The organism is Gluconobacter sp. P5E10 (genome assembly GCF_018812145.1).
GTDB classification, from domain to species: Bacteria; Pseudomonadota; Alphaproteobacteria; order Acetobacterales; family Acetobacteraceae; genus Gluconobacter; species Gluconobacter cerinus.
In genome coordinates this window covers 394,337-419,767 of sequence record NZ_JACRVZ010000001.1, presented here as the reverse complement: position 1 = coordinate 419,767, position 25,431 = coordinate 394,337, and the positions used below count along the sequence as shown (strand labels likewise).

Genomic DNA, 25,431 nt, shown 5'->3' with positions numbered 1-25,431 from the left:
CGGGTCTTTTTTCGTTTCAGACCAGTTCCATCGTTTGGACGTCAATCATTCCAAGATCCGTAATCTTGAGATGCGGGATAACAGGAAGAGGCAGAAAAGCCAGTTGTAAAAACGGCTCTTCCAGAGAAACGCCCATCTCTTTCGCAGCTTTCCGCAACACGATCAGTTCGTCGCGGACCTGTTCGAACGGCGCATCACTCATGAGGCCCGCCACCGGCAGCTTCAGTTCTGCCAGCACCTTGCCATCCTGAACGGCAACAAATCCGCCGCCCGTCGCTTCCAACCGGTTCACAGCAGTCGCCATATCCGCATCGTTGGTGCCCGCAACGCAGATATTGTGGCTGTCATGCCCGACAGATGACGCCAGTGCTCCGTGCTTCAGGCCGAACCCTTTCACAAACCCCCTGCCGATATTGTCATTATGTCCATGTCGCGCCACTACACAGACCTTGGCCACATCGTTCGGCACATCTGACAGAACCTGCCCGTTCTCTTCCAGCAATGTCAGCCGCAGATATTCCGTAATAATCTGCCCAGGAATGAGCCCCATCACAGGGCGGTCTGTTCCGCTGCCATGAATTTCCATATCCGACGCAGAAACCACACCTGGGAGCTTCACGCTGCCCAGCCCCACGGGTGGAATAATCTCCCGTTCAGCAAACAGGGCATCCGTGACCAGACGCCCGGCAGAAATGACGTCTGACACCAGGCAGACCTCCAGATTATCCAGAAGCACAACATCTGCCCGCTTGCCTGGAGCAATCTGCCCGCGGTCTCTCAGACCAAAGGCATTGGCAGCCGAAAGTGACGCTGCACGATACGCAGCCAACGGCTCAACCCCCAGTTCGATTGCCCGGCGGATCAGAAAGTCCAGATGCCCTTCATGTGCGATTTCAAGCGGATTACGATCGTCTGTGCAAAAGGCAAAGAAGGGCGACGTTGCAACATTCAACAGCGGAACCAGAGCTTCCAAATCCTTGCAGACAGAGCCTTCCCGGATCAGCACGGTCATACCCTTGCGGACTTTTTCCAGCGCTTCTTCCGCTGCGGTCGCTTCATGGTCCGTCGAAATGCCCGCAGCCAGGTAGCCATTCAGCGCCTTGCCGCGCATCAGCGGCGCATGACCGTCAATATGACCGCCAGCAAATGCGGCCAGCTTGTCCAGGCAACCTGGATCGCCGTTCAGAACACCCGGGATATTCATAAATTCTGCTAGCCCGATCACCTTGGGATGGTCCCGGTAGGCCACCAGATCAGCTGCATCCAGTGTGGCCCCGGATGTTTCCATAGGCGTTGCAGGAACGCAGCTCGACAGATTGACCCGCAGATCCATGACGGTCCGCTCCGCCGCTGCCAGGAAATAATCGAAGGCTGACCGCCCAAGGACGTTGGCCATCTCATGGGGGTCACAGATGGCGGTCGTCACGCCATGCGGCAAAACGCACCGATCAAACTCGAAAGGCGTGACCAGAGAGGACTCAACATGAAGATGGGTATCAATGAAACCGGGAACAGCGACCCGCCCGCGTCCGTCGATCTCCTTCCTGCCTTCGTATGTCCCGTACGTTCCAACGATCCGGTCACCGCAGATCGCAATATCAGTCGGGACCAGTTCGCCTGTCACGAGATCCAGAAGACGGACGTTGCGGATCACCAGATCTGCTGGTTCCCGTCCCTGCCCCTGAGCCACCCGGCGCTGGATTGCGTTCTGCATGCCTGAAACCTCCGAATGTCAGCAATGACCACTTATAGCGCGCAGACGCCCCGGCACTCAAAGCAAGCTTTCGGGACACTTTTTGTTGCGAAAATATCACGATTATTTATGTCGTAATGTTTCATATGCCAAACTGTTGATGATTGTGACAAAGCGTGGTTTTCCCCTTCTCGCTTATTTCACTATCCGAGAAAGACCATCTTCCTGATGCGCCTTGCACGCCTGCTTTCAACGTCTGCACTCATTGCCTTAGGGGTTGCGCCTGCACTGGCCGCTCCCGCCGCGTCGTCCCCTGATCATAAGTCAAACCGCCATCAGGCAGCCGCAGCGGCACCGTCCATGATGGGTAATACCGCGCCAACAGATGAAGTGCATGAAGAGCACGTGTCCGTCAGCGGTCGTCGCAAGTATTTTGACGGGGTTACACGCCGTGACGTTGGTGGCGGCCTGATGCAGAAGCAGGACGCAGCAAAGTCTGTTTCCAGCGTGTCTCGCGATTTCATTGAAAAGCAGGCTCCAGGTCAGGACCCGATGCAGCTCATCTCCCTGCTTCCAGGCGCCAACGTGTCGTCTTCCGACCCGGCTGGCCTGACAGGAAGCCACATGAGCTCCCGTGGCCTCGATCAGACGCAGATGGGCTTTACCCTTGAAGGCTTCCCGATCAACGACGTCGGCTCCTTTCAGACGTATTCTCAGGAAATCGTGGATTCAGAAAACCTTCAGAAGGTTAATCTCGCTCAGGGTTCCGCGGATCTGGACAGCCCACATCTGAGCGCCACGGGCGGCGTGGTCGACATGTACATGATCGATCCGAAGATGAAGGCTGGCGGCGCATTCGACGTGTCCTACGGGTCTTATGATTACACCCGCGGCTTCCTGCGCCTCGACACCGGCAAGATTGGCCACACGAACCTGCGCGCCTATTTTTCAGGTTCTTATGCAACGGAAGATGCCGTTCATAGTGAAGCAACGAACCGGAAGCTGCACGCCGAAGGCAAGATCGTGAATGACTGGGGCGACGGCAACCGCGTCTCTCTCGCGATCGTTGGCAATCGCCTCTACAACTACCTAAACCGTTCCGTGAACATGGCTTCGTGGGACGAATACGGCCTGGGCGTGAAAGACAAATACGTGACGTCCTGCTCGGCTGGTGCAACCTGCACGCGCCCGAATGGCAGCACATTCAAGAACACCACCACGTCCACGATCTCCAACACCGTCTATAATGGCATGTACAAAGATCCGACCGGCCAGACCACGAAGAGCGATGCGGACTATTACAAGTTCCATCAGAACCCGTTCACCAACATTTATGTCAGTGCACCGTCCACCTTTAAGCTGACCGATCACCTGACACTGACGGAAACACCTTACTTCTGGTACGGCAGCGGCAGTGGCGGCGGGGCATACACGGTTCCCACCAGCTATGGTGCGACAACAATGGGCGGAACGCTTGAAGGGCAGTCCGTTGCCAAGGGCAGCCTGCTCTATGAACCGTCCATCACCACAACCTACCGTCCCGGTGCCGTCACGAAGTTGACACTGACAACAGGCGTAAACCGCCTCATGGTTGGTTACTGGTTCGAATATTCCAAGCAGATCCAGAGCGGCCCCGCCACGGGCATTGGCGCGGACGGAACGCCCTGGAGCGTTTGGGGACAGGCTGCAAACTACGTTTTTGATAATGGGCAGACCTATCAGTATCGCTCTAACCTGACGCAGACCCGCGTGCACACAATGTTCATCGGTGACAGCCTGTCGCTGCTGAACAACAAGCTCACGATCGAGGGCGGCCTGAAATACGCCATCGTCACCCGTGATGCGCAGAATATGCTGCCAAACACATCCACCGGCCCGTACATCAACAAGACTTACTATGAGCCGCTGCCAACGGCGTCGATCCGCTACCAGATCAACCCGGAAAACCAGATCTTCATCTCCGGTGCGACCAACTTCCGGATGCCGACGAACTACGCGCTTTTCGATGCCGGCACGTATTACAATGTGAAGGCTCCCAACCAGGCCAGCAGCGGTTACGCCACACGCGGCACCTCAAACCTCAACCCGGAAATTTCCATCTCGGAAGAAGCGGGCTGGCGTTACACCGGTTCAACCGTCATGGGATCGATCACGTACTTCCATTATAATTTCACCAACCGGTTCTTCTCGCAGAGCCAGTGCACCGATGACGCCTGCTCAAACTACTACAGCAACAACATCAATGCGGGCGGCCAAAGCACAAACGGTGTGGATGCAGAAATCGGCACGCGTCCGATTTTCTATCATCTGCGCCCGTATGTATCCTTTGAGTATGTTGATGCCCGCACAACCAGCAACCTGCGCGGCGGCAGCGGAAGCTCCGTGGATTACCTGCACACCAAGGGCAAGTTCGCGCCTGAAACACCAAAATATCAGGTTGGCTTCAATCTGGATTACGATGACGGAAATCTCTTCGGCGCCTACAGCCTGAAATACGTCGCCAAGCAGTATTCAACGTTCATGAACGACGAGGCACTCCCGTCTTACGTGCGCATGAACCTGACCGTCGGTTATCGCTTCCACAATGTTGGCTTCCTGCAGAGCCCCAACGTCAAGCTCAACATCTCCAACATTGCCGACAAGCACTATCTGGGCTTCCCGCTCAGCGTGCAGACGAATGCAACAACCATGAAGGGCATTTTCGGCAATACGGTAAAGGGCACGGCCCCGACCTACGCCATTGCAGCACCTTTCGCCGCAACGGGCTCCATCAGCGCCGGTTTCTGATGCCCTGCTGAGGCTGATCCTCCTTGGCCCCAGAAGCACGTAGAACCTGACAAACCATCCGGCTCATGGCAATCAGACAGCCATGAGCCCTTTTTCCACGCCTCCAGTTGTTGCCATCGTTGGCGCAGGTCCCGCCGGACTGTTCGCCGCTGAGTATCTTTCTGGTCATGGATGTCACGTCGAAATCTTTGAGCAGATGCCCAGCGTGGGGCGGAAACTGCTCATGGCAGGCCGAAGTGGCCTCAACCTGACCCACTCTGAGCCACTCGACGTTTTCATAACACGCTATGGACCAACTCAGGACTGGCTGACCCCAGCCTTGCTGAACTTCCCGCCAGACGCTCTGCGTTGCTGGGCTGAAAGCCTTGGGCAAGAGTGCTTTAGTGGAAGCTCGGGGCGAGTTTTCCCCAAAAGCATGAAAGCGTCTCCCCTCCTTCGCGCTTGGCTCGGTCGCCTTGCAGAACGAGGCGTTCAGATCCGGACACGCCATCGCTTCACAGGATGGGAGGGTTCACGACTGACCTTTGAAAGCCCTTCAGGTCCTGTCACCTTTGCTGCGGACGCCACGCTCATGGCCACAGGCGGAGCAAGCTGGTCTCGCCTGGGATCAGACGGGCGCTGGGCCAGTCTGTTCCCTACGGAAACATCCCCTTTTAAACCGTCAAACTGCGGTTTCATGCCCAACTGGCCCGATGACGTCTTGCAACGCCATGACGGGGAAGTGCTCCATTCCGTCGGACTGTTGTTTCAGGGAACGGAAACCCGTGGAGACCTCACCATTACGCCGCGCGGACTGGAAGGCTCTGCCCTTTATGCCCTCTCGGCCTCTCTCCGTGATGCCATCACCTCTACGGGCACCGCTACCCTGTCACTGGATCTGCGCCCTACCCTTTCTGAAGATGCCATTCTCAAACGCCTTCAGGCCCAGCGACCAAGAGAGAGCCAGTCTAACCGCCTCCGCAAAGCTCTGTCTCTCGATGGTGCCTCCCGAGAACTTCTGCGACAGGCAACGCCAAAACAAGCGACACCCCTCCAGCTGGCCCGGGCCATTAAAGCCCTCCCCATCGTCCTGACCGGGACAGACACCCTCGACCGCGCTATTTCGACCGCAGGGGGATTACGTCAGGACGCATTGGACGAAAAGTTCATGGTAAAGGCTCATCCCGGGGTGTTTGCAGCTGGCGAGATGCTGGATTGGGAAGCCCCAACCGGGGGTTATCTTCTGCAGGGATGTTTTTCCACCGGTCTTGCCGCAGCAAAAGGCGTCCTTGGGTGGCTAGAATCGTCAGTTTCGGGTATCCGCTGACGCCATGACATCCATCGTTCTCGGACAGGGCCGCGACGGCTCAGACACCTGCATTGATTTGCCGGAACTGCTGGCCACGCGCCTATTGGTTCAGGGTAACTCCGGCTCGGGCAAATCCCACCTTCTGCGCCGCCTGCTGGAACAGACAGCAACCCTCGTTCAACAGGTCATGATCGACCCGGAAGGCGACTTCGTCACCCTGGCAGACCGCTATGGCCATCTGGTCATTGACGTTGAAGACCAGTCCGAAGCCAGTTTGCGTGCAGCCGGTGAACGTGTCAGGGCGCATCGTGCATCTGTTGTGCTGAACCTTGAACAGGTGGAAGCCGAAATGCAGCTGCGTGCAGCCGGTGCCTTCCTGAACGGCATGTTCGAAGCACCCCGCGCCAACTGGTATCCGGCTCTGGTTGTGGTGGACGAAGCCCAGCTTTTCGCACCCGTTGCTGGTGGTGACACTTCCGATGAAGCCCGTCGCCTCTCACTCGGGGCCATGACGAACCTCATGTGTCGTGGGCGTAAACGTGGTCTGGCCGGTGTCATCGCAACTCAGCGTCTGGCTAAACTGGCCAAGAACGTCGCGGCAGAAGCCTCGAACTTCCTGATGGGCCGGACCTTCCTCGACATCGACATGGCCCGTGCGGCAGATCTTCTGGGCATGGAGCGTCGGGCCGCGGAATCGTTTCGTGATCTTGCCCGCGGGCAGTTCATGGCGCTCGGCCCCGCTCTGTCCCGTCGCCCGAAGCTGCTGACAATTGGCCCCGTAGAAACAGCCAGCCACAACACGGGGCCAGTGCTCGTTCCCCTGCAGCCCATGGATGCCGAGGACCTGCGAGACATTATTCTCGAGCCCGTTCACGAATTTTCGCCGCGCCCCCGCCGCGAAACACGCCCCCCTCCGCCGGATCTTCTCGCACAGCTTGATGCCTATGGCGCAACCCGCGAAGCGGCTGAAGAACCCGCCACAGCAGCTGAAACGACCGAGATTGATCCAGCCCATATCTGGGACATGGTTGCTGGCGTGGCATCCGAGGAAGGCGCGGATTACAAGCCGCTTGCCACCCTCTATCAGGACTTCCAGCTCCGGGCGCGCATTCAGGGGCTATCACGAAATATCCTCGATCTCGGTCGTTTCCAGCGCATTCTTGCAACCATCCGCGCGGGTCTGGACCGGGAACGTGCTGAAAGTGAAGAGTGGCAGAAAGCCGAAGCCATAGCCGCGTCTCTGCCGGAAGACGTTCAGGGCGTCTTTTTGTTGCTGGCGCGCACGGCACTCGATTCGGAAACCTGCCCGGATGATAGTGCTCTTGCCCGCGCCTACGGCACGCACTCACTGGGACGGGCCCGCCGCCAGCTGACATATCTTGAGGAAAGAGAAGTCATAGTATTGCAGGAGACCCCGTTCGGACGGCGCGTCGCGATCGTGGGCCTAGGCTGGCAAACGGCGTCATAAAACTGTCACGCCGCCTTCACACTAGGTTCACACAACCATCACGATATTGAGACTAGTTTCCGCCCGTTCCGACTCCGCTTCGTTACGGGAAAGCTATCCATGTCATCCAAATCCCAGCGCAACCGCGCGCTGCTCTTTCTTTTCTGTTCTCCGCTGGCAGTGAGCATGGCACTGCCTTCAGCCAAAGCTGCCACCGCGTCGACAAACAGCAAGAAACACACCGCAGCACACAAGGCCGCAGCCGTTTCCGGCGGATCGGAACAGCTGGTTATTACCGCAAAGCGCACCCGCTCCGAGCAAACACTTGGCCGCGTTCAGATCCAGCGCATCATGCCGGGCATCAACCCCATCAAGGCGCTGCAGATCCTGCCAGGTGTTGTGTTCAACAATGCTGATCCCTGGGGCAACAACGAACAGAATTCATCACTGTATGTGCATGGTTTTGCCAAAGAGCAGCTCGGTTATACGCTTGATGGAATTCCCCTCGGTGATCAGGCCTACGGTAACTACAACGGTCTTTCACCGCAGCGCGCATCCATCAGCGAAAACATCGGCTCTGCGTCCATTGCCACCGGTGCAGGCGGTCTGGGCACGGCATCCACGTCCAATCTCGGCGGTACACTCGAATTTACGACGCAGGATCCACTGCGCAAGCGCGGTGCTCAGATCGAACAGGTCTTTGGCAGCTGGTCCACATTCCGCACCTTCGCGCGTCTCGACACGGGTGAGTTCGGAAATGGCAACTCAGCCTATGTCTCATTCGCTCGTCAGGATGCGCGCGCATGGGATTTCGCTGGCCATCAGGGCGGCTATCAGGTCAATGCCAAGTTCGTTCACCATAGCGCCCATGACCGCTTCTCGGTCTTCTTTGACTGGTCCCAGAAAGTGGAGCCAAACGAAGACAGTGTAACTCTGCCACAGGGCTACGGCACTTATGTCCGACCCTTCACGTACCCGAACTATAATTACGCAAAATCTTATATTAATTCAGCTGCCTACACGAATGCAGGCCTGAACTACCGCAACTACTATTCCGCTGCCCAGCGTGAAGATTTCCTGGCCTATGCAAAGTGGACGCATGATTTCAATGCGAACCTGCACTGGGATAACTCGATCTATTACCATCATGATCTAGGTGAAGGCGTCGTCGCAGGCCCGATTACGGCTGCGGGTCTGCCCACCCTCTTCGCAGCTTATTTCCCCGGTCAGGATCTCAGCACGGTCTTCGGTGGATCCGGTTACGCCACGCGTACAACCGAATACTGGGATAACCGCGGTGGCCTGATCTCCACACTGCGCTACCACCTCGGCAAGCATTCCATTGAAGTTGGTGGATGGTATGAGCGCAACAACAATACGCAGGCTCGTCGCTGGTACCCGCTGGATGCCAACAACCCGACCACACCATACGAGCGCCAGCAGAATGCCCTGATCGACCAGTATACGAACAACTTCTACACCAACACGTTCGTCACCCATCTGCAGGACAACTGGCAGATTTCCAAAAACTTCTCCCTGACGGCTGGTTTCAAGTCTGAGCTGGTTTACACGAACGGCACACTGCCTGTTGCTGCCAAGGCGGGCTCGCTCTCTCCGTCCTACGCTGTCACGGCTCCGGGTGGTACGATCGCTGCGGAACGTCCGTTCCTGCCATCCTTTGGTGCGGTCTGGAACATCACGCCAAATGAACAGTGGTTCGCCACAATTCAGGAAAACATGCGCTCCTTCCAGGACGCAGGCTACGGCAACGCCACACCTTGGGGCGCAACCAGTCAGGCTGCGTTCGAAGACTTCAAGAAGAACGGCAAGCCGGAAACATCATGGACGTACGAGACCGGCCTGCGTGAGCATCGCCAGATCCATCTTGGCCCGCTGACGTCTATCGAAGGACAGCTGTCATACTATCACGTGCACTTCTCGAACCGCCTTCTGGCTGTTGCCACCACGCAGACGCTGTCTTCCATCATCGGGTCTGCCACAACGCTTGCCAACGTTGGTTCTGTCACAACCGATGGTATGGACTTCTCCTTCACGTCCCATTTCGGCGAGCATTTCTCGCTCTACAACGGCCTGTCCTATAACAAGTCCACCTACAACGATAACTACAGCACCGGCACGACAGTCGTGCATACGGCTGGCAAGAACGTTGTGGGTATGCCTGCCTGGTCTGAGAAGTTCGTCTTCAGCACCAACTGGGGCAATGCTTATGGCCAGTTCATCGGTGTCGTGACCGGGAAGCGTTATGCAACCTACACCAACGACATGTACGCCGCCCCATTTGCTCAGTTTGACATGAACGCCGGCTACACGTTCCATGGCATCCCACACATCGCAGCCCTGCGTGTTCAGGGTAACATCACCAACCTGACCAACACACACGCCTGGTCCACCATCAACGCGACCCAGACTTCTGGTCAGTTCAGTGCCTTCCCGGTTGCCCCGCGCAGCTTCTTCCTGACACTGAACGCCACGCTGTAAGGACTGATCCATGCTGACGCGCCGCCGCACTCTGGGGCTGCTTTCCGCCGCCCTCCCTGCCCTTCACCTGAGCCGCTCCGCAAAGGCGGCTCCCTCCCTGGCTCCAAAGCCACTGGTGTTTGCCCACCGTGGCGCGTCGGCTCTCCGTCCTGAACACACACTCGGTGCTTATGCCAAGGCAATGCTGGACGGTGCTGATTTCATCGAGCCCGATCTAGTCATGACAAAAGACGGCCATCTGGTCGTCCGTCATGAAAGCAACATCGCCGATACGACGGATGTTTCCGATCATCCGGAATTTGCCGACCGCAAAAAGACCGTCATCATCGACGGCCAGAAGCAGACCGGCTGGTTCACCACGGATTTCACGCTTGCGGAACTGAAAACACTCCGCGCCCGTGAGCGTCTGGCCACCCTTCGTGTCCATAACACCCGCTACAACGACCGCTTCGAAATCCCGACGTTTGAGGAGGTCATCGAAGTTGTGGCGGCTCAGGCTGCTGCCACCGGCAAGACCTTCGGTCTGATCCCGGAACTGAAGCATTCCACGCATTTTCACAGCCTGGGCCATGATCCGGAAGCAATCTTCCTCAAGACCATCGCGGCTCACGAATATACGCGCCAGGCCCCGCTCGAAATCCAGTCTTTCGAAACGTCCAACCTTGCCCGTATCCGGGAGCAGGCACTGGCCATCAACCCACAGACACGACTGATGCTTCTGATGGGTGAACGCAGACAGGTTCCCCCTGATCTTGCCGCAGCAGGAAAAACAACAACCTTCGGCGACCTGATGACACCGAGCGGCCTCAAGGAGGTCCGTCATTATTCCGACGTCATCGGCCCATCGAACACGGATCTGATCCCCCGGGATTCCAAAGGCGCATGGCTTGAACCCAGCACACTGGTGGATGACGCGCACCGTGCAGGTCTGCTTGTTCATTCCTACACAGCACGCCCGGAAAACTACTTTCTTCCTGCTCAGCTTCGAAATGACGCAGGCCCAGCAGCTCGCAACCCCCAAGGTATGATCGCAGAGGTCCGCCGCTACCTAGATATGGGGATCGACGGGTTCTTCACAGATGACCCAGCCCTCGGACGCCATCTAGTGGACACAAACTTCTAAATAGAACCCACATGTCACTCAGAAACGTATAAATCAATCTATGTGGAGACGAGATTTCATCTTCTTGAAATTAAGGTAACAGGCCCTCTGTAAAATGCAAAAAACAGGCTTCTGCAGCCTATTTTTCTAATAAAATTTTCGCTTGGCTTTAAATTTTCTCCATGATTTAAATACAAAAAACGCTTCTGATCTGGTATTTTAAAAATGGAGATTACAATGAAAATTGCTGTTGTTTTATTTACAAAAGATGAAGTAGAAGAAATATATTCTTGGATATCATGGTACAAACTCATTGGTGTCGACACAATAATAGTTGCCGATGATAATTCCAATGACGGAACATTTGAGGCGCTCTCCGACATTTCCAACAGTTTTGACGTTAGAGTTACCAGATTACCTCCGTCAGAAACTCCTCACTCATGGAGACAAAAAGAAGTTTATATTTCTGCTATAAATAACTTCAAAGATGAATTCGAATGGATCGGATTCTTAGACTGTGATGAATATCTTCTTTTAGAAAAACATCAGAACCTAAAAGACTTCCTTGGCGAATTCAGACCCACTGTGGGTCAAATTTGCTTTAATTGGTGCAATTACGGAAGCTCTGATAATATCACAAAGCCTGCATGGCCAAGTACTTTTTCTTACAGGCATCACCTCTCTAAAGAAGAGTCAATCAACAAACATACAAAATCTTTCATACGACCAAAATACTGGTCCGGAGAATGGCAAACAGTTCATTCTTTCAAAATGAAAAATGACATAGAAACCGTAAGCTCTTCAGGAAAAAATTTTACCTGGTCAGATACAGTCGGAATCATGGAAGATGAACCAGACTGGACCAATGGAAAGGTTATGCACTTCCAATGCAGAAGCATGGAGCACTTTGTAGAGAGATTTAAAAAGAGAACAAATATAAACCCCTCTACCCATCTATGGCTTGAATACAATAAGGGCCATGAATACGATGATAAAGGGAGTAAAAATGTTCTAAAATTACGTGAAATAATGGGAGAATTTTTTGAAAATACCATTCAAAGAGTTGCTAATGAAATTGGCGTATTTGGAAAGCAATACAAATATATTTCAATGGAAAAATTTGAATCGGATCTTTTTCAAAGCATTAATATACTCCCACACGTTAATTTATTTAAGCTGAAAACATTTCATGATAAATATTGCGGCGTTGATTCCCGCGGGCTGACCGTTGCCAATGATGGCAATTTACAAGAAATATATGGTATAAAATTTACAGATAAAAATAAAATTTTTATTTTTTCTAAAAGTTTAAATCGATTTTCTATTCTGCATGATCGCAGATTACGCCGGTTTTTTTCTTATGAAATTTTCCCAACAGGAAAAGAAAACCAGTTCTTTTTAAGACATCCTAACACAAAACATTTTTTAACTTCCGAGCCAGTTCATATAGGCGGAACTATAATTTCCGACAGAAAAAAAACAGGAGATTGGGAAAAGTTTCATATAGAAAAGGTTAACGTTACTGAAGAAACACTTAAGGAACGCTTACAGCATATTTCCATGTTTGTTTGTAATTTTCCAAATAGGTTAATTACCACGAGCAATGAAGAGATAACAAAAAAAGATTTATCATGCGCAACAGAAATAGTTTTTGACTTGTTAGATAAAGATGGAAAAGATTTCGTTCGTGCAAAGCTCAAGGATAGCAGCTCCTATATAATATAGTAATTAATCCAAAATGTAGAATCAGATGCTTTCAAAATATTCTTGAAAGCATCTATCATCCATTTTTATATATTCCATATTATCTTATATCAGTCCAATCGAAGCATCATCTGAATGCAAGAAGAGCCCGTTTTCTCTGGAACTTCCTAGTCAACGTATGGATGAGCGACTGCAAAACCTTGCTCACCAGACAGGGTGTTTCGTAGACGCGGATCCGGCGCTTCTAGGCACCATGAAAGCGCCAGCCGTCTCAGGTGTCCTGACACCCCGACAGGCATTCAGCCGATCCCTAAAAGGGAGCGGCCTACGCTATCGGTTTGTGAAAGATCATTGGAAAATTACATCTCAAAGCCAGACGACCGACCATCCAATTCATGACTCGTTCGTCCAGCCTTGGTGATGCGATGTATCACCCCACCTTGAAATGCTTGATAATCGCCTTGTTGAAAGCAGGCAGATCGTCGGGGCATCGTGAGAAAACATAAGGGCCGTCTGTCACAACTTCTGTGTCCACCCAGCTTGCTCCCGCATTTTCAAGATCGGTCTTGATTGCAGGCCATGATGTAACGGTACGGCCTCGTAGCTCGTTTACTTCGATTAAAACCTGCGCTCCGTGACAGATTGCAGCGATCGGCTTGTTGGCCTTCACAAACTCCTTCACGAACGCCACGACATCCCGGTTCATGCGGAGGCTATCAGGTGAGGCAAGCCCTCCCGGCAGCAAAAGAGCATCAAAATCGGAAGCTTTCGCATCTGCAATGCCTAGCTCTGCTTTAATTTTGCGAGACGGATAAATGTCCTTGTTGACCGCCTGAAATTCCCCAGCTTTCAACGAGATTACAGTAACAGTCGCGCCCGCTTTCTCCAGCGCCTCTTGTGGAGATGTCAGTTCGATTTCTTCCAGGCCATCAGTGGCCAGTGCAGCAACTTTAACCATGTTTCCGGTCCTTTCATAAAAAAAGGGCAGTCCGGTTTCGGACTGCCCTTTTGAACATCAAGCGTTGAGATAAATCGTCTTGGTCTGCACATAGGCTTCCAGCCCGTGCTGTCCGTCTTCCCCCCCAAGGCCACTTTCTTTGTAGCCATGGTGGAAACCTTGCGGCGCTTCACCGCCAGGACGGTTCACGTAGACCTCCCCGAACTCCAGTTCGCGCGTCATACGCAGGATACGACTCAGATCCTTCGTGAAGAGGTAGGCTGACAGCCCATACCGGCAGTCATTGGCCCAGGCGAGCGCCTGATCAAAATCCGCCACCTTGATAAGCGACATGACAGGGCCAAACACCTCGTTATGAACAATGTCCATATCCTGCGAGACGTCCGTCAGCAGTGTGGGTGCGTAAAAATAGCCCTTATCGTAGACACCGCCCGTTAAGCGTTTCCCACCAGTTTCCAGCGTGGCACCTTGGCGAACAGCCTTTTCGACAATCTCGTGAACCTTGGTGAGTTCGTCTTCGCTCACCTTGGGGCCCATGTCCGTTGAAGGGTCAGTCGGCAGACCAACCTTCAGTGCGTCGATCTTCTGACGAACCTTCTGCACAAAGTCGTCATAAACTGCTTCATGGATGTAGGTACGTTCATTGCAGGTACAGACCTGCCCCGTGTTCATGAAGCGAGATTGCACAGCCGCTTCCGCCGCCTTTTCCAGATCAGCATCTTCCATCACCAGGAAAGGAGCCTTGCCACCAAGTTCCAGTCGAACTTCCTTCAGCGTCTCCGCCGCGGCGGCCATGATCTTTTTCCCGGCAGGCGTAGAGCCGGTCATGGTGATGAGCTTCACATCCGGATGCGCGACCAGCGGAACTCCGACTTCCGGGCCATCACCCGTGACAATATTAACGACACCTTTGGGAATGCCGACTTCCTCAACCAGCTTTGCCAGATGAAGCGACGCAAGCGGCGTCAGTTCGTGCGGCTTTACAACGATCGTATTCCCCGCAGCGATGGCCGGCCCAATCTTGCGAGCACAAAGAGCCAGCGGAAAGTTCCAGGCCGTAATGGCGCCAATCACGCCAAGAGGCACACGATCAATCAGAATTTTCTCGTCCGGGGTACTCCCCGGAATGATTTCCCCCTGAAGACGCAGCGTGTTTTCAGCCGAAAACCGCAGCAGCCCGATTGCGAAATCAACTTCGACTTCAGCTTCTTTCAGGGGCTTACCCATTTCGGACGTAATGATCTGGGCCAGAACCGTCTTGTCCCGCTTCACCAGATCTTTCAGCGCATGGACATAATCCGCGCGCTCCGTAGCTGTCTTTCGGCTCCAAGCCGGAAACGCCGCCTTGGCTGCTGCTACTGCCTTATCCAGATCGGCTTCACTACCCCGAGCCGCCTGGCCGACCGTTTCTTTCGTGGCAGGATTTTCGACAGCAATCCATTCTCCCGTCTGCGGGGAAACCCATTCACCGTTAATGAAGAGATCGTATTTCTGAGCCATGAGTGCTCCTGTTTTGCAGGAAGCGCATCCTGCGCCGCTTTATTCCAGACGCATGAGACCGCTGCCGGTTCAATCGATGACCCGACACTGGCAAGAGATATGTTTTATTAAAAGTGATGATAAATCAGTGTTTCGTTCACTATTTATGAGTCTTTAGAGATTGAACCCAAACCATCCATGAACAGCCGGGCCAACACGCTCACTCGCGGCTCCCGCCAGACCGAATAGATATCACTGCCCTGAAGATCTGTGGGGTACTGCACAGCGATGCCTGTCTTACGGACAGCCCCCAGAGTTGAGAGAACACTCTGAGGAATACACGAAATTCCCAACCCCGCCTCTACGCAGGCCATAATGACGTCATAAGACTCAACGGTATGGATAAGACCACCGCCAAAGCCCTTCTGCTCCAGCCAAGCCTCAAAATACCGGCGATACAAACAGTCTGTATTGAACAGAAAGACTGTCTGGCCTGACTGAAGTGTCTTCTGTCCTTCGGGCAAAATAAGTGCCAGACGTTCGCGAAAGGCAAATGCGCTGCCCATCATGGGATGCTCGATTGGCCCATCCGTCAGAGCAAGATCAATCTCGCCATCAACCAGCATACGCTCAAGCGTATCTGTCGGCCGGATCAGTATCCTGATCTCTACACCCGGTGCCGCTGCCAGAAACTGCGGCACTCGACTGGGTAAATATTCCTTCAGTGCGACGTCCAAGGCCCCAACAGTCAGTATCCCGCGAGGCACGCCTTCAGAAAAGAGATCTGTCAGGTGCCGTGCCTCTTCCACGACGGTTTTGGCCTGTTGGTGAAACAATCGTCCTTCCGGCGTCAGAAAGAGACGGTTCTTTTCCCTCGTAAACAACTCCCGCCCCAGAAGCTGCTCCAGTTCCCGCAAGCGCGCCGTCACGTTGGACGCCACACAGTTCAGTTTCCGTGACGCTGCCACCACCGTTCCTGTCTCGACGACAGCACAGAACATTTCCAGCTGTGCAAGACGCAACGGATTCATGGACGATTTTTCCTCAGCAGCGGACTCTTATCCCCAGATTCATGGAACATCTCCGGGGACGTCCCTGTGGATGTTTTATGAAGAACTGGGGATCACTCTCGAAAGGGTAGCTTTCCTGCGGAGTCGCACGATGAGCGTATCGAGAGCGGAAAGAAACCGGCTTCGATCCGCTTTTCCAAAGGATGGATTGTATGTATTCACCACCCCGGTTTCGCGCAGGTCATGCATCAGATCCCGCATGGCCGAGACCATTCCCACGGACCGATCATCGATTTCTTCGCCATTAGGGCGCAGAACGGCCGCCCCCTTTTCCAGACACCGCACGGCCAATGGTACATCATTCGTGACCACGATGTCTGCTGTGACAGCCTGCTCTGCAATCCAGTCATCCGCAACGTCTGGCCCTTCCGGCACGACCACACGTTCAATCAGTGGCGACTGGGGGATATTGATCCAGCGATTGGCAACAACCAGCGTCTGGAGGCCATAACGGCCTGCCACACGGTAAATCTCGTCCTTTACAGGGCAGGCATCTGCATCAACCAACAGCCGCATGGAGTTCCTTCTGGTTTTCTTCATCACGAAACTGCTGGATCAGCTTCTCCAGCACAACATCGGGGTGATCTTCACCACAGACATGAATGACCGGTTCATCATCACCCGGCTCTTCAAATGTGGAAAGCTGGCTCGGTAGCAGACTTGGCGGCATGAAATGACCTTTTCGATGGGTCATACGATCAGCCAGAGTGTCACGAGCAACACGGATATGAATAAATTCAACGGGAAGATCGCGGCGCAGCTGTTCGCGATAAATGCGCTTCAAAGCGGAGCAGGTCAGGACAGCACCGTGACCCGCTTTTACTTCCCTGCTCAGCCAGTCATGACAGAGCTCCAGCCAGGGCTTGCGGTCTTCGTCCGTCAGCGGCTGACCTGAGCTCATTTTGTCAACGTTACTTTGGGGATGGAGCGCATCCCCTTCCTGAAAATGCCACCCCAGGCGGGTGGCAAGGCCGGTGGCGATTGTTGTTTTGCCTGTCCCGGAAACACCCATCACGACCAGAAAACGCGGCCGGACACCTATGGCCTTACTGACGTGCGCAGTCTCTATGGTTCCCATCGCTCCACTCCCTGTTCTGTCGCAACCAGAACTTCAGACGCCATGTTAAGGAACATGCCGTGTTCCACCACGCCCACGATCGCGTCTATTTGGCGCGCCAGATCTTCCGGGTCCTCGATCGGGCCGAACGTGCAGTCCAGGATCATGTTGCCATTGTCACTGACGAACAGGTTCCCATCACGGTCGGTCCGGGGCTTAACGCCCTTGGCACCGCAGGCTGACAACCGTTCTGCCGTGCATTCCCAACCAAAAGGAATCACTTCCACGGGAACAGGAGTACGCTCCCCGAGGTGATCAACCGGCTTGCTGCCATCCACAATCACCACAAATATCTTCGAAGCCTGAGCCACGATCTTTTCACGCAGAAGCGCCCCGCCAAGGCCCTTGATGAGGTGCAACGGCCCCCGCTGAACCTCATCCGCGCCATCAATGGCAATATCGAGCTGACGATGAGCGGAAAAATCCGTCAGCGGAATCCCCGCTTTTTTGGCCTTGCGGGCACTGTCTTCGGATGTCGGAATCCCGACAATGTGAAGGCCTTCTGCCACGCGCTCACCGAGCCGCTCGATCATGTAGGTGGCGGTGCTTCCCGTGCCGAGTCCAACCACCATGCCACTCTTGACCATATCGGCAGCACGACGAGCGGCAGTGCGCTTGTGCGCCTCCATATCCGAGCTCATGCGGCGTCTCCCGTTGCGGCACGATCTGCCAGAATGACGATCCGACCTTCACTGGTCACATTTGCAGACGGCAGAGTTTTGTCGCCTTCACGAAGACGCTGAAGCATTTCAACCTTGGATGCCCCGGTCACCAGAAAGACGACCAGCGCGCTGGAATGGATGGCAGGATACGTCAGCGTAATACGCTCGTAAGGCGCGGTCTTCGGAGCTGCCGTTCCGACCCATGCCGTCTTTTCCTGAAGCACAGGCTCGCCCGGAAATAGGGAGGCCGTATGTCCATCCGTTCCCAGGCCAAGCATTACGAGATCAAACAGCGGACGAGCCGGGTCCAGCTCCGTCGCGCCGTATGAAGTCTCAAGAGTTTTCTGATAGGCGCGCGCATCCGCCTCGACCGTTCCACCCGTCGGGATCGGATGAACATTCTCGGCAGGAACCGGAACACGGCTGATCAGAACAGACTGGCCAACCGTATGGTTGCTGTCTGCATGCCCTTCGGGAACATGGCGCTCATCCCCGTAGAAAATCTCAATACGATCCCACGGAATGCGCTTTGCCAGCTCTGGCTCTGCCAGCAGTTCGAACAGTCGCTTGGGTGTCGAACCGCCAGACAGAGCCACACGGAACTTGCCGTCCGTCTTGTCAAAAACACCTTCCACCAGAAGATCCGCCATTCGAAGGGCTACTGCTTCTGAGCTCGGCAGTGTTTCCAGTGTGGCAGTACGGATATCGGTCGTCATGTGTTTTTGACCCTTGGCAGAATGTAGCGCTCAATGGCTTTGGCCCAGCCATCACGCTCATTGGTGTCAGTAAGAACCTGGGCAGCGGCTCTCACATCGTCTTCAGCCTGTCCCATGGCAATGCCCAACCCCGCGACAGCAAACATCGGCAGGTCGTTATGGGCATCACCCAGACAGGCCACTTCATGCGGCTTTACACCGTGAGCGAGAGCCAACTCACGGACGGCTTCGCCCTTGTTGGCGAGCGCAGGCGTAATATCGAGCAGCATTTCGGAGGAACGGCGCACACTGGCTTCACCACGAAGCATAACAGCCAGTTCCGTCTCGACACGCTGAAGCAGATCGTAGTTGTTGCTCACACCCATGACCTTACCGATCCCATCAAACTCATGACGCAGATCCGGCACGGCATGAGGCGTCAGCCCGGTAATACGGCGCTCATGCTCGACAAACGGCGTCGCGGCGTCACTGACCATCCAGTAAGACTGACGCAACAGCCACGTTTCAATCCCATGGACATGCAGCATGTCATGCACCACGGAGAGCACATCACGCGAAAGGACACGGCTCACTGTCGGTGTTCCGTCCGGCGAGAAAATAATGCCGCCGTTGAAACCCGCGTTCTGACCGCTCAAGCCGAGTTGTGAAATGTATTTTGTCATCGCAGCCGGGGGCCGCGCGCTTGCCAGACAGAGCGGAATACCGCGCTTCTGGAGCTCCTTTGCCATCGCCATCGTAGAGGGAGCGATTGTCTTTTCCGGTGTCAGGAGCGTTCCATCCATGTCGGACACAACCATCCGGATCGTATCCGGAAGCGCTGGAAGTTCCGCGTGAATGGTATCTAGGTCAATGGACATACAAGCCCCTGTCGGTCGGCCATATTGAATGGGGGAGTGAGCATACTGTGCCCACTCCCCCTTGCCCATCCGTCAGAGGGGCTTATTTCTGCTCGACGTGACCGCCAAAGCCGAAACGCTGCGCCGAGAGAATCTTCTCGGCGAAGTTATTGCCCGACCGCGAACGGAAACGGGTAAATAGAGCCGCCGTCATCACTGGCGCCGGCACATTTTCTTCAATGGCGGCTTCGATCGTCCAGCGACCTTCACCAGAGTCAGCAACTTCACCCGAGAACTCGGACAGTTCGCCCGACTTCGCGAGCGCTTCCGCCGTCAGATCCAGCAGCCAGGACGACACGACACTGCCGCGACGCCAGACTTCGGCAATATCCGCCATGTTCAAGTCGAAGCGTTCACCTTCGGCCAGAACGGGCGAGTTCTTGCTCTTCATGATGTCAAAACCTTCAGCGAAGGCCTGCATCATGCCGTACTCGATGCCGTTATGGATCATCTTCACAAAGTGGCCCGAACCGGACGGACCACAGTGCAGATAACCCTGCTCGGCACGCGGATCGAGATTGGTCGCATCGCGGTTCGGCGTGACGGGAACATCGCCCTTTCCAGGGGCCAGAGCCGCCAGAATTGGATCGATATAATCCGCAGCCTCTTTAGGCCCGCCATACATCATGCAGTAGCCACGTTCGAGGCCCCACACACCGCCGGACGTGCCAACGTCAACGTAGGAAATCCCCTTCGCTGCCAGCTCTTCCGCACGACGGACGTCATCCTTATAGTAGCTGTTGCCACCATCAATAATGACATCTCCCTTGCCGAGAAGCGTGCCGAGCTGCTTCACGCAGGCTTCGGTAATCGCCCCAGCCGGAAGCATGACCCAGACGACACGATGCGTGTCACCTTCAAGACCCTTTACAAGCGCCTCGACGCTGTCCACGCCTGTGGCGCGACCCTTTTCGGATCGCTCCACAGTCGCAGCCGTCACGGCAGCCGTGCGGTCATGCACAACAACATCATGTCCATGCCGGGTCAGACGGACGGCAATATTGCCGCCCATACGACCCAGACCAATGATACCGATCCGCATGTTTATGCTCCTGCCACCGCTTTATGGATTGCCGTGGCAAGGGTCTTCAGGCCCTCTTCCAACGGTCCATCGATATGCACCCGGAGGGCACGACGCCCACGGGCCGAGAGAACTTCGAAGTCACCGCGTGCCTGTGCCGCTTTAACGACACCGAAGCTGAAACCATGCCCCGGAACCGGGACATCAGCAGCATCAGCCGCAGTTACCTGAAGGAAAACACCACTGTCGGGGCCACCCTTGTACGCCTGGCCTGTCGAGTGAAGGAACCGCGGACCGAACTCGGCTGCCGTGGCAACCTTCAGCACGTCGCGCAATTCCATCCGAACGTCCTGCGCCCAGTCCCGTGTTTCGCGGTTGCGCTCGATATAGGCCAGAAGACCGACATAATCGCCCGCACCAACACGGCTGAAGTGCTTCTTGAGAACGGAAACAGCGTCTCCTCCCCCAAGAACACCCGCATTCTTTTCATCTGCGTAGAAAGACAGCTTTCCGTCGATTGCGAACGGCTCTTCTGCTGGCAATGAACCAGTTTCAGCATAGGCGTTCGTCAGCTTGCGGGTTTCAACCTTGCTGAACTCGACATCCGGCTGATCAAACGGGTCAATGCCCAGAACCGCACCTGCAACAGCAGTTGCAAATTCAAAGACAAAGAAGGCCTGCCCGATCTCGTTTTTGTCTGCCAGACGCACCGTAATCACCGGAGCTCCAGCTTCACGCAGCGCCCCAAGACGACTGTCCGGAACGTCGTCGCCCAGCAGGATGTCCACGAAAACACGGTCCTTGCCGTAGACGTCAGGCGTGCCGAGCACTTCCTCGTCAATCGGGATCAGACCTGTGCCCTTCTTACCTGTGCTTTCCGCAATAAGCTGCTCAAGCCAGGCCCCGAAGGACGCAATGCCCTTGGACGCAAGGATTGTCACCTTGTCACGACCGAAGCACTTGGCGGAATGACCAAGGATCAGACCCAGCGTCACACCCGGGTTAACGTGTGCCGGTGCGCTTGGACCACAGCTCTCGACCATCAGATTGGTGATGGTCAGGAACTTGCGAACATCAAGACCGCTGACTGCGGCTGGCACCAGTCCAAAGTTTGACAGGACAGAGAACCGGCCACCAATCTTCGGATCACCGTAGAAAATACGCCAGAAGCCGTTCTCTTCGGCGACCTTCTGCATGTGGGAGTCAGGGTCCGTGATGGCGATGAAGTTATCGCCCGGAGCCTTGCCCAGAGCCTGACCGGCAACCGTCCAGAAATGCGCGAACAGAATGTTCGGCTCCAGCGTACCGCCAGACTTGCTGGCCACGATGAACAGGGTCTTCTTGAGATCAACGGCCTTCTCGTAAGCACGAACCTGCTGCGGGTCAGTGCTGTCAAGAACATGCAGCTTCGGCCAACCTTCCTGCTGACCGAAAGTTTCGGCCAGAACCTCTGGGCCAAGGCTCGAACCGCCCATACCCAGAAGCAGGATGTCAGAGAAACCACGACTGCGGACATCACGAGCCAGAAGTTCCAGCTCCTCAATGTGCCACAGACGATCCTGAACGATGGTCAGCCAGTTCAGCCAACCGGCTTCAGCACCATTCGTCCAGACAGAGGCGTCCTTCGCCCAAATGCGACGGACCAGACCTTCCTTGCTCCACGCCGTCTCGGATTCAGCAACATCGTCGCGGATATCCGAGGGAAGGTCAGCTGTGACGTGGAGCAACCGTTTTCCCAGCACAGACTCCCGCTTTTCAGCGACCGCACCGAGAAGAGTGTCGAAGGATTCAGAGAAGGAGGCACAGCCATCCTTCACCAGCTTCGCCGTGACACCGGCCAGATCCAGACCAAGGCGCTCGGCCTCAGCAAGAACGTGACGGGCTTCTTCAATGTTTTCCGTCAGGCTCTCACGGAGCTTGCCGTGATCGCGGAACGCATCGAACGTTGCTGGCGGAATGGTGTTGACCGTCTCAGGACCAATCAGCTCTTCGACGTACAGGACGTCAGAGTAAGCCTTGTCCTTCGTGCCGGTGCTGGCCCAGAGCAGACGCTGCGGATTTGCACCCTTGGCAGCAAGTGCCTGCCAGCGCGGGCTCTTCTTGACGTCAAGGTAATACTGATAGGCGGCCTTGGCGTTTGCGATGGCAACCTTGCCACGCAGAGCCTTGAGCGCTTCCGCATCCTTGTCACCAGCAGCGACGCGGCGATCGATTTCGCCATCGATCTTTGCGTCAATACGGCTGACGAAGAAGGAAGCAACGCTGGAGATGTGGGAAATGTCTTCCCCACGGGCTGCTCGGGCTTCAAGACCGGAAATGTAAGCTTCCAGAACGGCCTTGTAGGCATCCAGAGAGAACAGCAGCGTCACATTGATGTTGATGCCGTCTGCAATCGCTTCGCGGATCGCACCCGTGCCTTCTTCCGTACCCGGAATCTTGACCATCAGGTTCTTGCGACCGACGGCCTTCCACAGGCGACGGGCTTCCGTGATGGTGCCGTGCGCGTCAAAGGCCAGATACGGAGAGACTTCGAGGCTGACGTACCCGTCCAGACCCTTTGTCTTTTCGAACACCGGATAAAGGACACCGCAGGCAGCGCGGATGTCGTCAATCGCGAGGTGCTCGTAAAGGTCTCCAGCAGAGAGACCTTCGCCTTCGAGAAGCTTGCGGATCTGGGGATCGTATTCCGTCCCCTTACCGATGGCCTTCTCGAAAATAGCCGGGTTGGAGGTGACCCCGCGAAGCCCGTCTTCCTCGACAAGCTTCTTGAGGCTGCCATCTTCCGTAAAACTGCGCTGGATAAAGTCCAGCCAGGGGGACTGGCCGTGCTTTTCCAGATCCCGCAGGACACTGCCCACTTTGTCTAGGCCGGTGTTAGAGATTGTGTCCGCCACAGGTTCTCTCCTTACTTGCTACGGGCAGCCTGACGCTTCGCGGCGCCATAAACTGCTTCCGGCGTAAAACCGAACTTGGTCAGAAGTGCAGAGGCAGGAGCCGATGCACCAAACGAATTCATGGCAATGATCGAGCCGCCAAGACCGACATAACGGTCCCAGCCGAAGGCCGCAGCCTGCTCGACAGCCACGCGGCCGATCACGTCAGGCGGCAGAACGGAATCGCGGTATTCCTGGCTCTGCTCTTCAAACAGATCGAAACTCGGGATCGACACCACGCGGGCCTTCACACCTTCTGCCGTAAGCTTTTCATAAGCTTCGACAACCAGCGATACTTCAGAACCCGAAGCCATCAGAATCACATCCGGCTTACCTTCACAGGAGGCCAGAACGTACGCGCCCTTGGCCAGACCGGAAGCCGCTGCATACTTCGTGCGGTCAATGGTTGGCAGATTCTGGCGGCTTAGAGCCAGAACAGCAGGCTTGTGCGTCATCGGGATCAGCGTGCGCCATGCCTCTGCCACTTCGTTGGCGTCGGATGGGCGGATCGTCATGATGCCCGGGGTCGCGCGAAGTTGAGCAAGCTGCTCGATCGGCTGATGGGTCGGACCATCTTCACCGACGCCGATGGAGTCATGCGTGAAGATATACGTGACCGGCAGTTCCATGATGGCCGACAGACGGATCGGAGCCTTCATGTAATCAGAGAAGATCAGGAAGCCAGAGCCATAGGCACGGATGCCGGACAGCGCGATACCATTACAGATCGAACCCATCGCGTGTTCACGCACACCGAAATGCAGGTTGCGGCCACCATAGGTGCCACCCCACTGCGGCGGCTGGAACGATCCACCACCCTTGATGTCCGTCTTCGTGGACGGCGTCAGGTCAGCAGACCCACCGATCATCCAAGGCAGGTTCTTGGCAACGGCATTCAGCACCTGGCCAGAGCTTGCACGGGATGCAACGCCCTTGGCATCAGCCTCATAAACCGGAATGTCCTTGTCCCAGCCTTCTGGCAGACGGTGCTCGAAGATTGCTTCAAGCTCGGCGGCTTCCTTCGGATGCGCTTCCTTGTAAGCCGAGAACAGTTCACGCCACTGGGCACTGGCTGCCGCACCGCGCTTGCCGAGACCTTCGGCGAAATGCTCCTGGACACCATCCGGAACATAGAAATCACCGGCATTTTCCGGCCAGCCATAAGCTGCCTTTGCGCCCTTGATTTCATCTTTGCCCAGCGGTTCACCATGAGCAGATGCCGTGCCGGCCTTCTTCGGCGCACCGTAACCAATGACCGTCTTCAGAACGATCATGCTCGGGCGGTCCGTGACCTTCTTGGCTTCCTGAAGGGCCTTCAGAATTGCCTGAACGTCGTTACCGTCCGTCAGCGTCTGAACGTGCCACTTATACGCCTCGAAACGCTTGCCAACATCTTCGGTCAGGGCAAGATCGGTCGAGCCTTCAATGGAGATCTGATTGGAATCGTAAACCCAGGTCAGGTTGCCGAGGCCCAGATGACCGGCCGTTGAAGCCGCTTCCGAAGCCACACCTTCCATCATGTCGCCATCACCACAGAAAACCGTGACGTGATAGTCGAACAGCTTGAAGCCCGGGCGGTTGTACGTTTCAGCCAGCCACTTTTCAGCAATGGCCATACCCACGGAGTTGCCACAGCCCTGCCCCAACGGGCCGGTCGTTGTTTCAACGCCTGACGTGAAACGATATTCCGGGTGGCCCGGCGTCCGGGAGCTTAGCTGGCGGAACTGCTTCAGGTCCTCGACAGTGAGAGCTGGCTGGTCCACGACCTTTCCATCCTGAATGTCCCGAACGCCTGTCAGGAACAGCGTCGAGTACAGGAGCATGGAGGCGTGTCCGACGGACAGGACGAACCGGTCACGGGCTGGCCATAGCGGATCGGCAGGATCGTAGTTCAGATCATGCTGCCAAAGCGCATACATGGCCGGGGCGAGAGCCATTGCGGTTCCGGGATGCCCGGAATTCGCACGCTCGACGGCGTCCATGGAAAGGGTGCGGATGGTATTGATACCGAGTTCAGGAAGCGTACTCATCGGTATAGGGTCTCCGGCTTGTGACGAGC

The 25,431-nt window shown here is 55.4% G+C and carries 18 protein-coding genes; 6 read left to right on the top strand and 12 right to left on the bottom strand.

Annotated elements, in window-relative coordinates; translation table 11 throughout:
- Positions 1–16 precede the first annotated feature (16 nt).
- Positions 17–1,714 carry an adenine deaminase gene (gene ade / locus KP707_RS01845; protein ID WP_211501970.1) on the bottom strand — a complete coding sequence of 566 codons (1,698 nt, stop codon included), beginning with the start codon at positions 1,712–1,714 and terminating at the stop codon, positions 17–19.
- Positions 1,715–1,921: 207 nt separating this feature from the next.
- Between ade and KP707_RS01840 the strand changes: the two genes are divergently transcribed.
- The 6 genes from KP707_RS01840 (at position 1,922) to KP707_RS01815 (ending at position 12,541) form a co-directional block, all read left to right on the top strand.
- Entirely contained in the window at positions 1,922–4,480 is a 2,559-nt protein-coding gene (locus KP707_RS01840) for a TonB-dependent receptor (protein WP_211501969.1), read from the top strand.
- Between the two features lie 82 nt (positions 4,481–4,562).
- The gene (locus tag KP707_RS01835; RefSeq protein WP_211501968.1) at positions 4,563–5,786 is read left to right on the top strand and encodes a TIGR03862 family flavoprotein; all 1,224 of its coding nucleotides are present in this window, start codon (positions 4,563–4,565) and stop codon (positions 5,784–5,786) included.
- Between the two features lie 4 nt (positions 5,787–5,790).
- Positions 5,791–7,236, top strand: a complete 1,446-nt coding sequence (locus KP707_RS01830) for an ATP-binding protein (protein ID WP_211501967.1) — start codon at positions 5,791–5,793, stop codon at positions 7,234–7,236.
- 99 nt (positions 7,237–7,335) lie between these two features.
- A complete protein-coding gene (locus KP707_RS01825) occupies positions 7,336–9,714 on the top strand; it encodes a TonB-dependent receptor (protein ID WP_046899908.1) in 2,379 nt (792 codons plus the stop codon).
- Between the two features lie 10 nt (positions 9,715–9,724).
- Positions 9,725–10,837 (top strand): glycerophosphodiester phosphodiesterase family protein, encoded by a 1,113-nt coding sequence (locus KP707_RS01820; protein WP_211501966.1) that lies wholly within the window; start codon positions 9,725–9,727, stop codon positions 10,835–10,837.
- Between the two features lie 216 nt (positions 10,838–11,053).
- Complete coding sequence (locus KP707_RS01815) at positions 11,054–12,541, top strand: glycosyltransferase family 2 protein (RefSeq protein ID WP_211501965.1); 1,488 nt, start codon at positions 11,054–11,056, stop codon at positions 12,539–12,541.
- A gap of 409 nt (positions 12,542–12,950) precedes the next feature.
- Here the strand turns inward: KP707_RS01815 and KP707_RS01810 are convergent, their stop codons facing one another.
- From KP707_RS01810 to tkt, 11 genes are all read right to left on the bottom strand, one after another.
- Positions 12,951–13,478 (bottom strand): type 1 glutamine amidotransferase domain-containing protein, encoded by a 528-nt coding sequence (locus KP707_RS01810; RefSeq protein WP_086634417.1) that lies wholly within the window; start codon positions 13,476–13,478, stop codon positions 12,951–12,953.
- 57 nt (positions 13,479–13,535) lie between these two features.
- Positions 13,536–14,978 carry an aldehyde dehydrogenase gene (aldA, locus tag KP707_RS01805; RefSeq protein WP_211501964.1) on the bottom strand — a complete coding sequence of 481 codons (1,443 nt, stop codon included), beginning with the start codon at positions 14,976–14,978 and terminating at the stop codon, positions 13,536–13,538.
- Positions 14,979–15,121: 143 nt separating this feature from the next.
- Complete coding sequence (locus tag KP707_RS01800; RefSeq protein WP_211501963.1) at positions 15,122–15,988, bottom strand: LysR family transcriptional regulator; 867 nt, start codon at positions 15,986–15,988, stop codon at positions 15,122–15,124.
- Between the two features lie 75 nt (positions 15,989–16,063).
- Positions 16,064–16,543 (bottom strand): YaiI/YqxD family protein, encoded by a 480-nt coding sequence (locus KP707_RS01795; protein ID WP_211501962.1) that lies wholly within the window; start codon positions 16,541–16,543, stop codon positions 16,064–16,066.
- A complete protein-coding gene (locus KP707_RS01790; RefSeq protein ID WP_046899915.1) occupies positions 16,527–17,105 on the bottom strand; it encodes a gluconokinase in 579 nt (192 codons plus the stop codon). The genes KP707_RS01795 and KP707_RS01790 overlap by 17 nt, the downstream gene beginning before the upstream one ends.
- Positions 17,093–17,785, bottom strand: a complete 693-nt coding sequence (rpiA, locus tag KP707_RS01785) for a ribose-5-phosphate isomerase RpiA (RefSeq protein WP_211501961.1) — start codon at positions 17,783–17,785, stop codon at positions 17,093–17,095. Before rpiA ends, KP707_RS01790 begins: the two co-directional genes overlap by 13 nt.
- Complete coding sequence (gene pgl, locus KP707_RS01780) at positions 17,782–18,522, bottom strand: 6-phosphogluconolactonase (protein ID WP_211501960.1); 741 nt, start codon at positions 18,520–18,522, stop codon at positions 17,782–17,784. The genes rpiA and pgl overlap by 4 nt, the downstream gene beginning before the upstream one ends.
- A complete protein-coding gene (locus KP707_RS01775; protein WP_099210652.1) occupies positions 18,519–19,379 on the bottom strand; it encodes a Cof-type HAD-IIB family hydrolase in 861 nt (286 codons plus the stop codon). Before KP707_RS01775 ends, pgl begins: the two co-directional genes overlap by 4 nt.
- Positions 19,380–19,461: 82 nt before the next feature.
- Complete coding sequence (gnd, locus tag KP707_RS01770) at positions 19,462–20,460, bottom strand: phosphogluconate dehydrogenase (NAD(+)-dependent, decarboxylating) (protein ID WP_046899919.1); 999 nt, start codon at positions 20,458–20,460, stop codon at positions 19,462–19,464.
- Between the two features lie 2 nt (positions 20,461–20,462).
- Complete coding sequence (locus KP707_RS01765; RefSeq protein ID WP_211497755.1) at positions 20,463–23,333, bottom strand: bifunctional transaldolase/phosoglucose isomerase; 2,871 nt, start codon at positions 23,331–23,333, stop codon at positions 20,463–20,465.
- Positions 23,334–23,344: 11 nt separating this feature from the next.
- The gene (gene tkt / locus KP707_RS01760; RefSeq protein WP_086634411.1) at positions 23,345–25,402 is read right to left on the bottom strand and encodes a transketolase; all 2,058 of its coding nucleotides are present in this window, start codon (positions 25,400–25,402) and stop codon (positions 23,345–23,347) included.
- Positions 25,403–25,431 lie beyond the last annotated feature (29 nt).

Coding starts and splice junctions, on each gene's coding strand:
- ade (WP_211501970.1), bottom strand. CDS start 1,714: ATGCAGAACGCAATCCAGCGCCGGGTGGCTCAGGGGCAGGGACGGGAA.
- KP707_RS01840 (WP_211501969.1), top strand. CDS start 1,922: ATGCGCCTTGCACGCCTGCTTTCAACGTCTGCACTCATTGCCTTAGGG.
- KP707_RS01835 (WP_211501968.1), top strand. CDS start 4,563: ATGAGCCCTTTTTCCACGCCTCCAGTTGTTGCCATCGTTGGCGCAGGT.
- KP707_RS01830 (WP_211501967.1), top strand. CDS start 5,791: ATGACATCCATCGTTCTCGGACAGGGCCGCGACGGCTCAGACACCTGC.
- KP707_RS01825 (WP_046899908.1), top strand. CDS start 7,336: ATGTCATCCAAATCCCAGCGCAACCGCGCGCTGCTCTTTCTTTTCTGT.
- KP707_RS01820 (WP_211501966.1), top strand. CDS start 9,725: ATGCTGACGCGCCGCCGCACTCTGGGGCTGCTTTCCGCCGCCCTCCCT.
- KP707_RS01815 (WP_211501965.1), top strand. CDS start 11,054: ATGAAAATTGCTGTTGTTTTATTTACAAAAGATGAAGTAGAAGAAATA.
- KP707_RS01810 (WP_086634417.1), bottom strand. CDS start 13,478: ATGGTTAAAGTTGCTGCACTGGCCACTGATGGCCTGGAAGAAATCGAA.
- aldA (WP_211501964.1), bottom strand. CDS start 14,978: ATGGCTCAGAAATACGATCTCTTCATTAACGGTGAATGGGTTTCCCCG.
- KP707_RS01800 (WP_211501963.1), bottom strand. CDS start 15,988: ATGAATCCGTTGCGTCTTGCACAGCTGGAAATGTTCTGTGCTGTCGTC.
- KP707_RS01795 (WP_211501962.1), bottom strand. CDS start 16,543: ATGCGGCTGTTGGTTGATGCAGATGCCTGCCCTGTAAAGGACGAGATT.
- KP707_RS01790 (WP_046899915.1), bottom strand. CDS start 17,105: ATGGGAACCATAGAGACTGCGCACGTCAGTAAGGCCATAGGTGTCCGG.
- rpiA (WP_211501961.1), bottom strand. CDS start 17,785: ATGAGCTCGGATATGGAGGCGCACAAGCGCACTGCCGCTCGTCGTGCT.
- pgl (WP_211501960.1), bottom strand. CDS start 18,522: ATGACGACCGATATCCGTACTGCCACACTGGAAACACTGCCGAGCTCA.
- KP707_RS01775 (WP_099210652.1), bottom strand. CDS start 19,379: ATGTCCATTGACCTAGATACCATTCACGCGGAACTTCCAGCGCTTCCG.
- gnd (WP_046899919.1), bottom strand. CDS start 20,460: ATGCGGATCGGTATCATTGGTCTGGGTCGTATGGGCGGCAATATTGCC.
- tkt (WP_086634411.1), bottom strand. CDS start 25,402: ATGAGTACGCTTCCTGAACTCGGTATCAATACCATCCGCACCCTTTCC.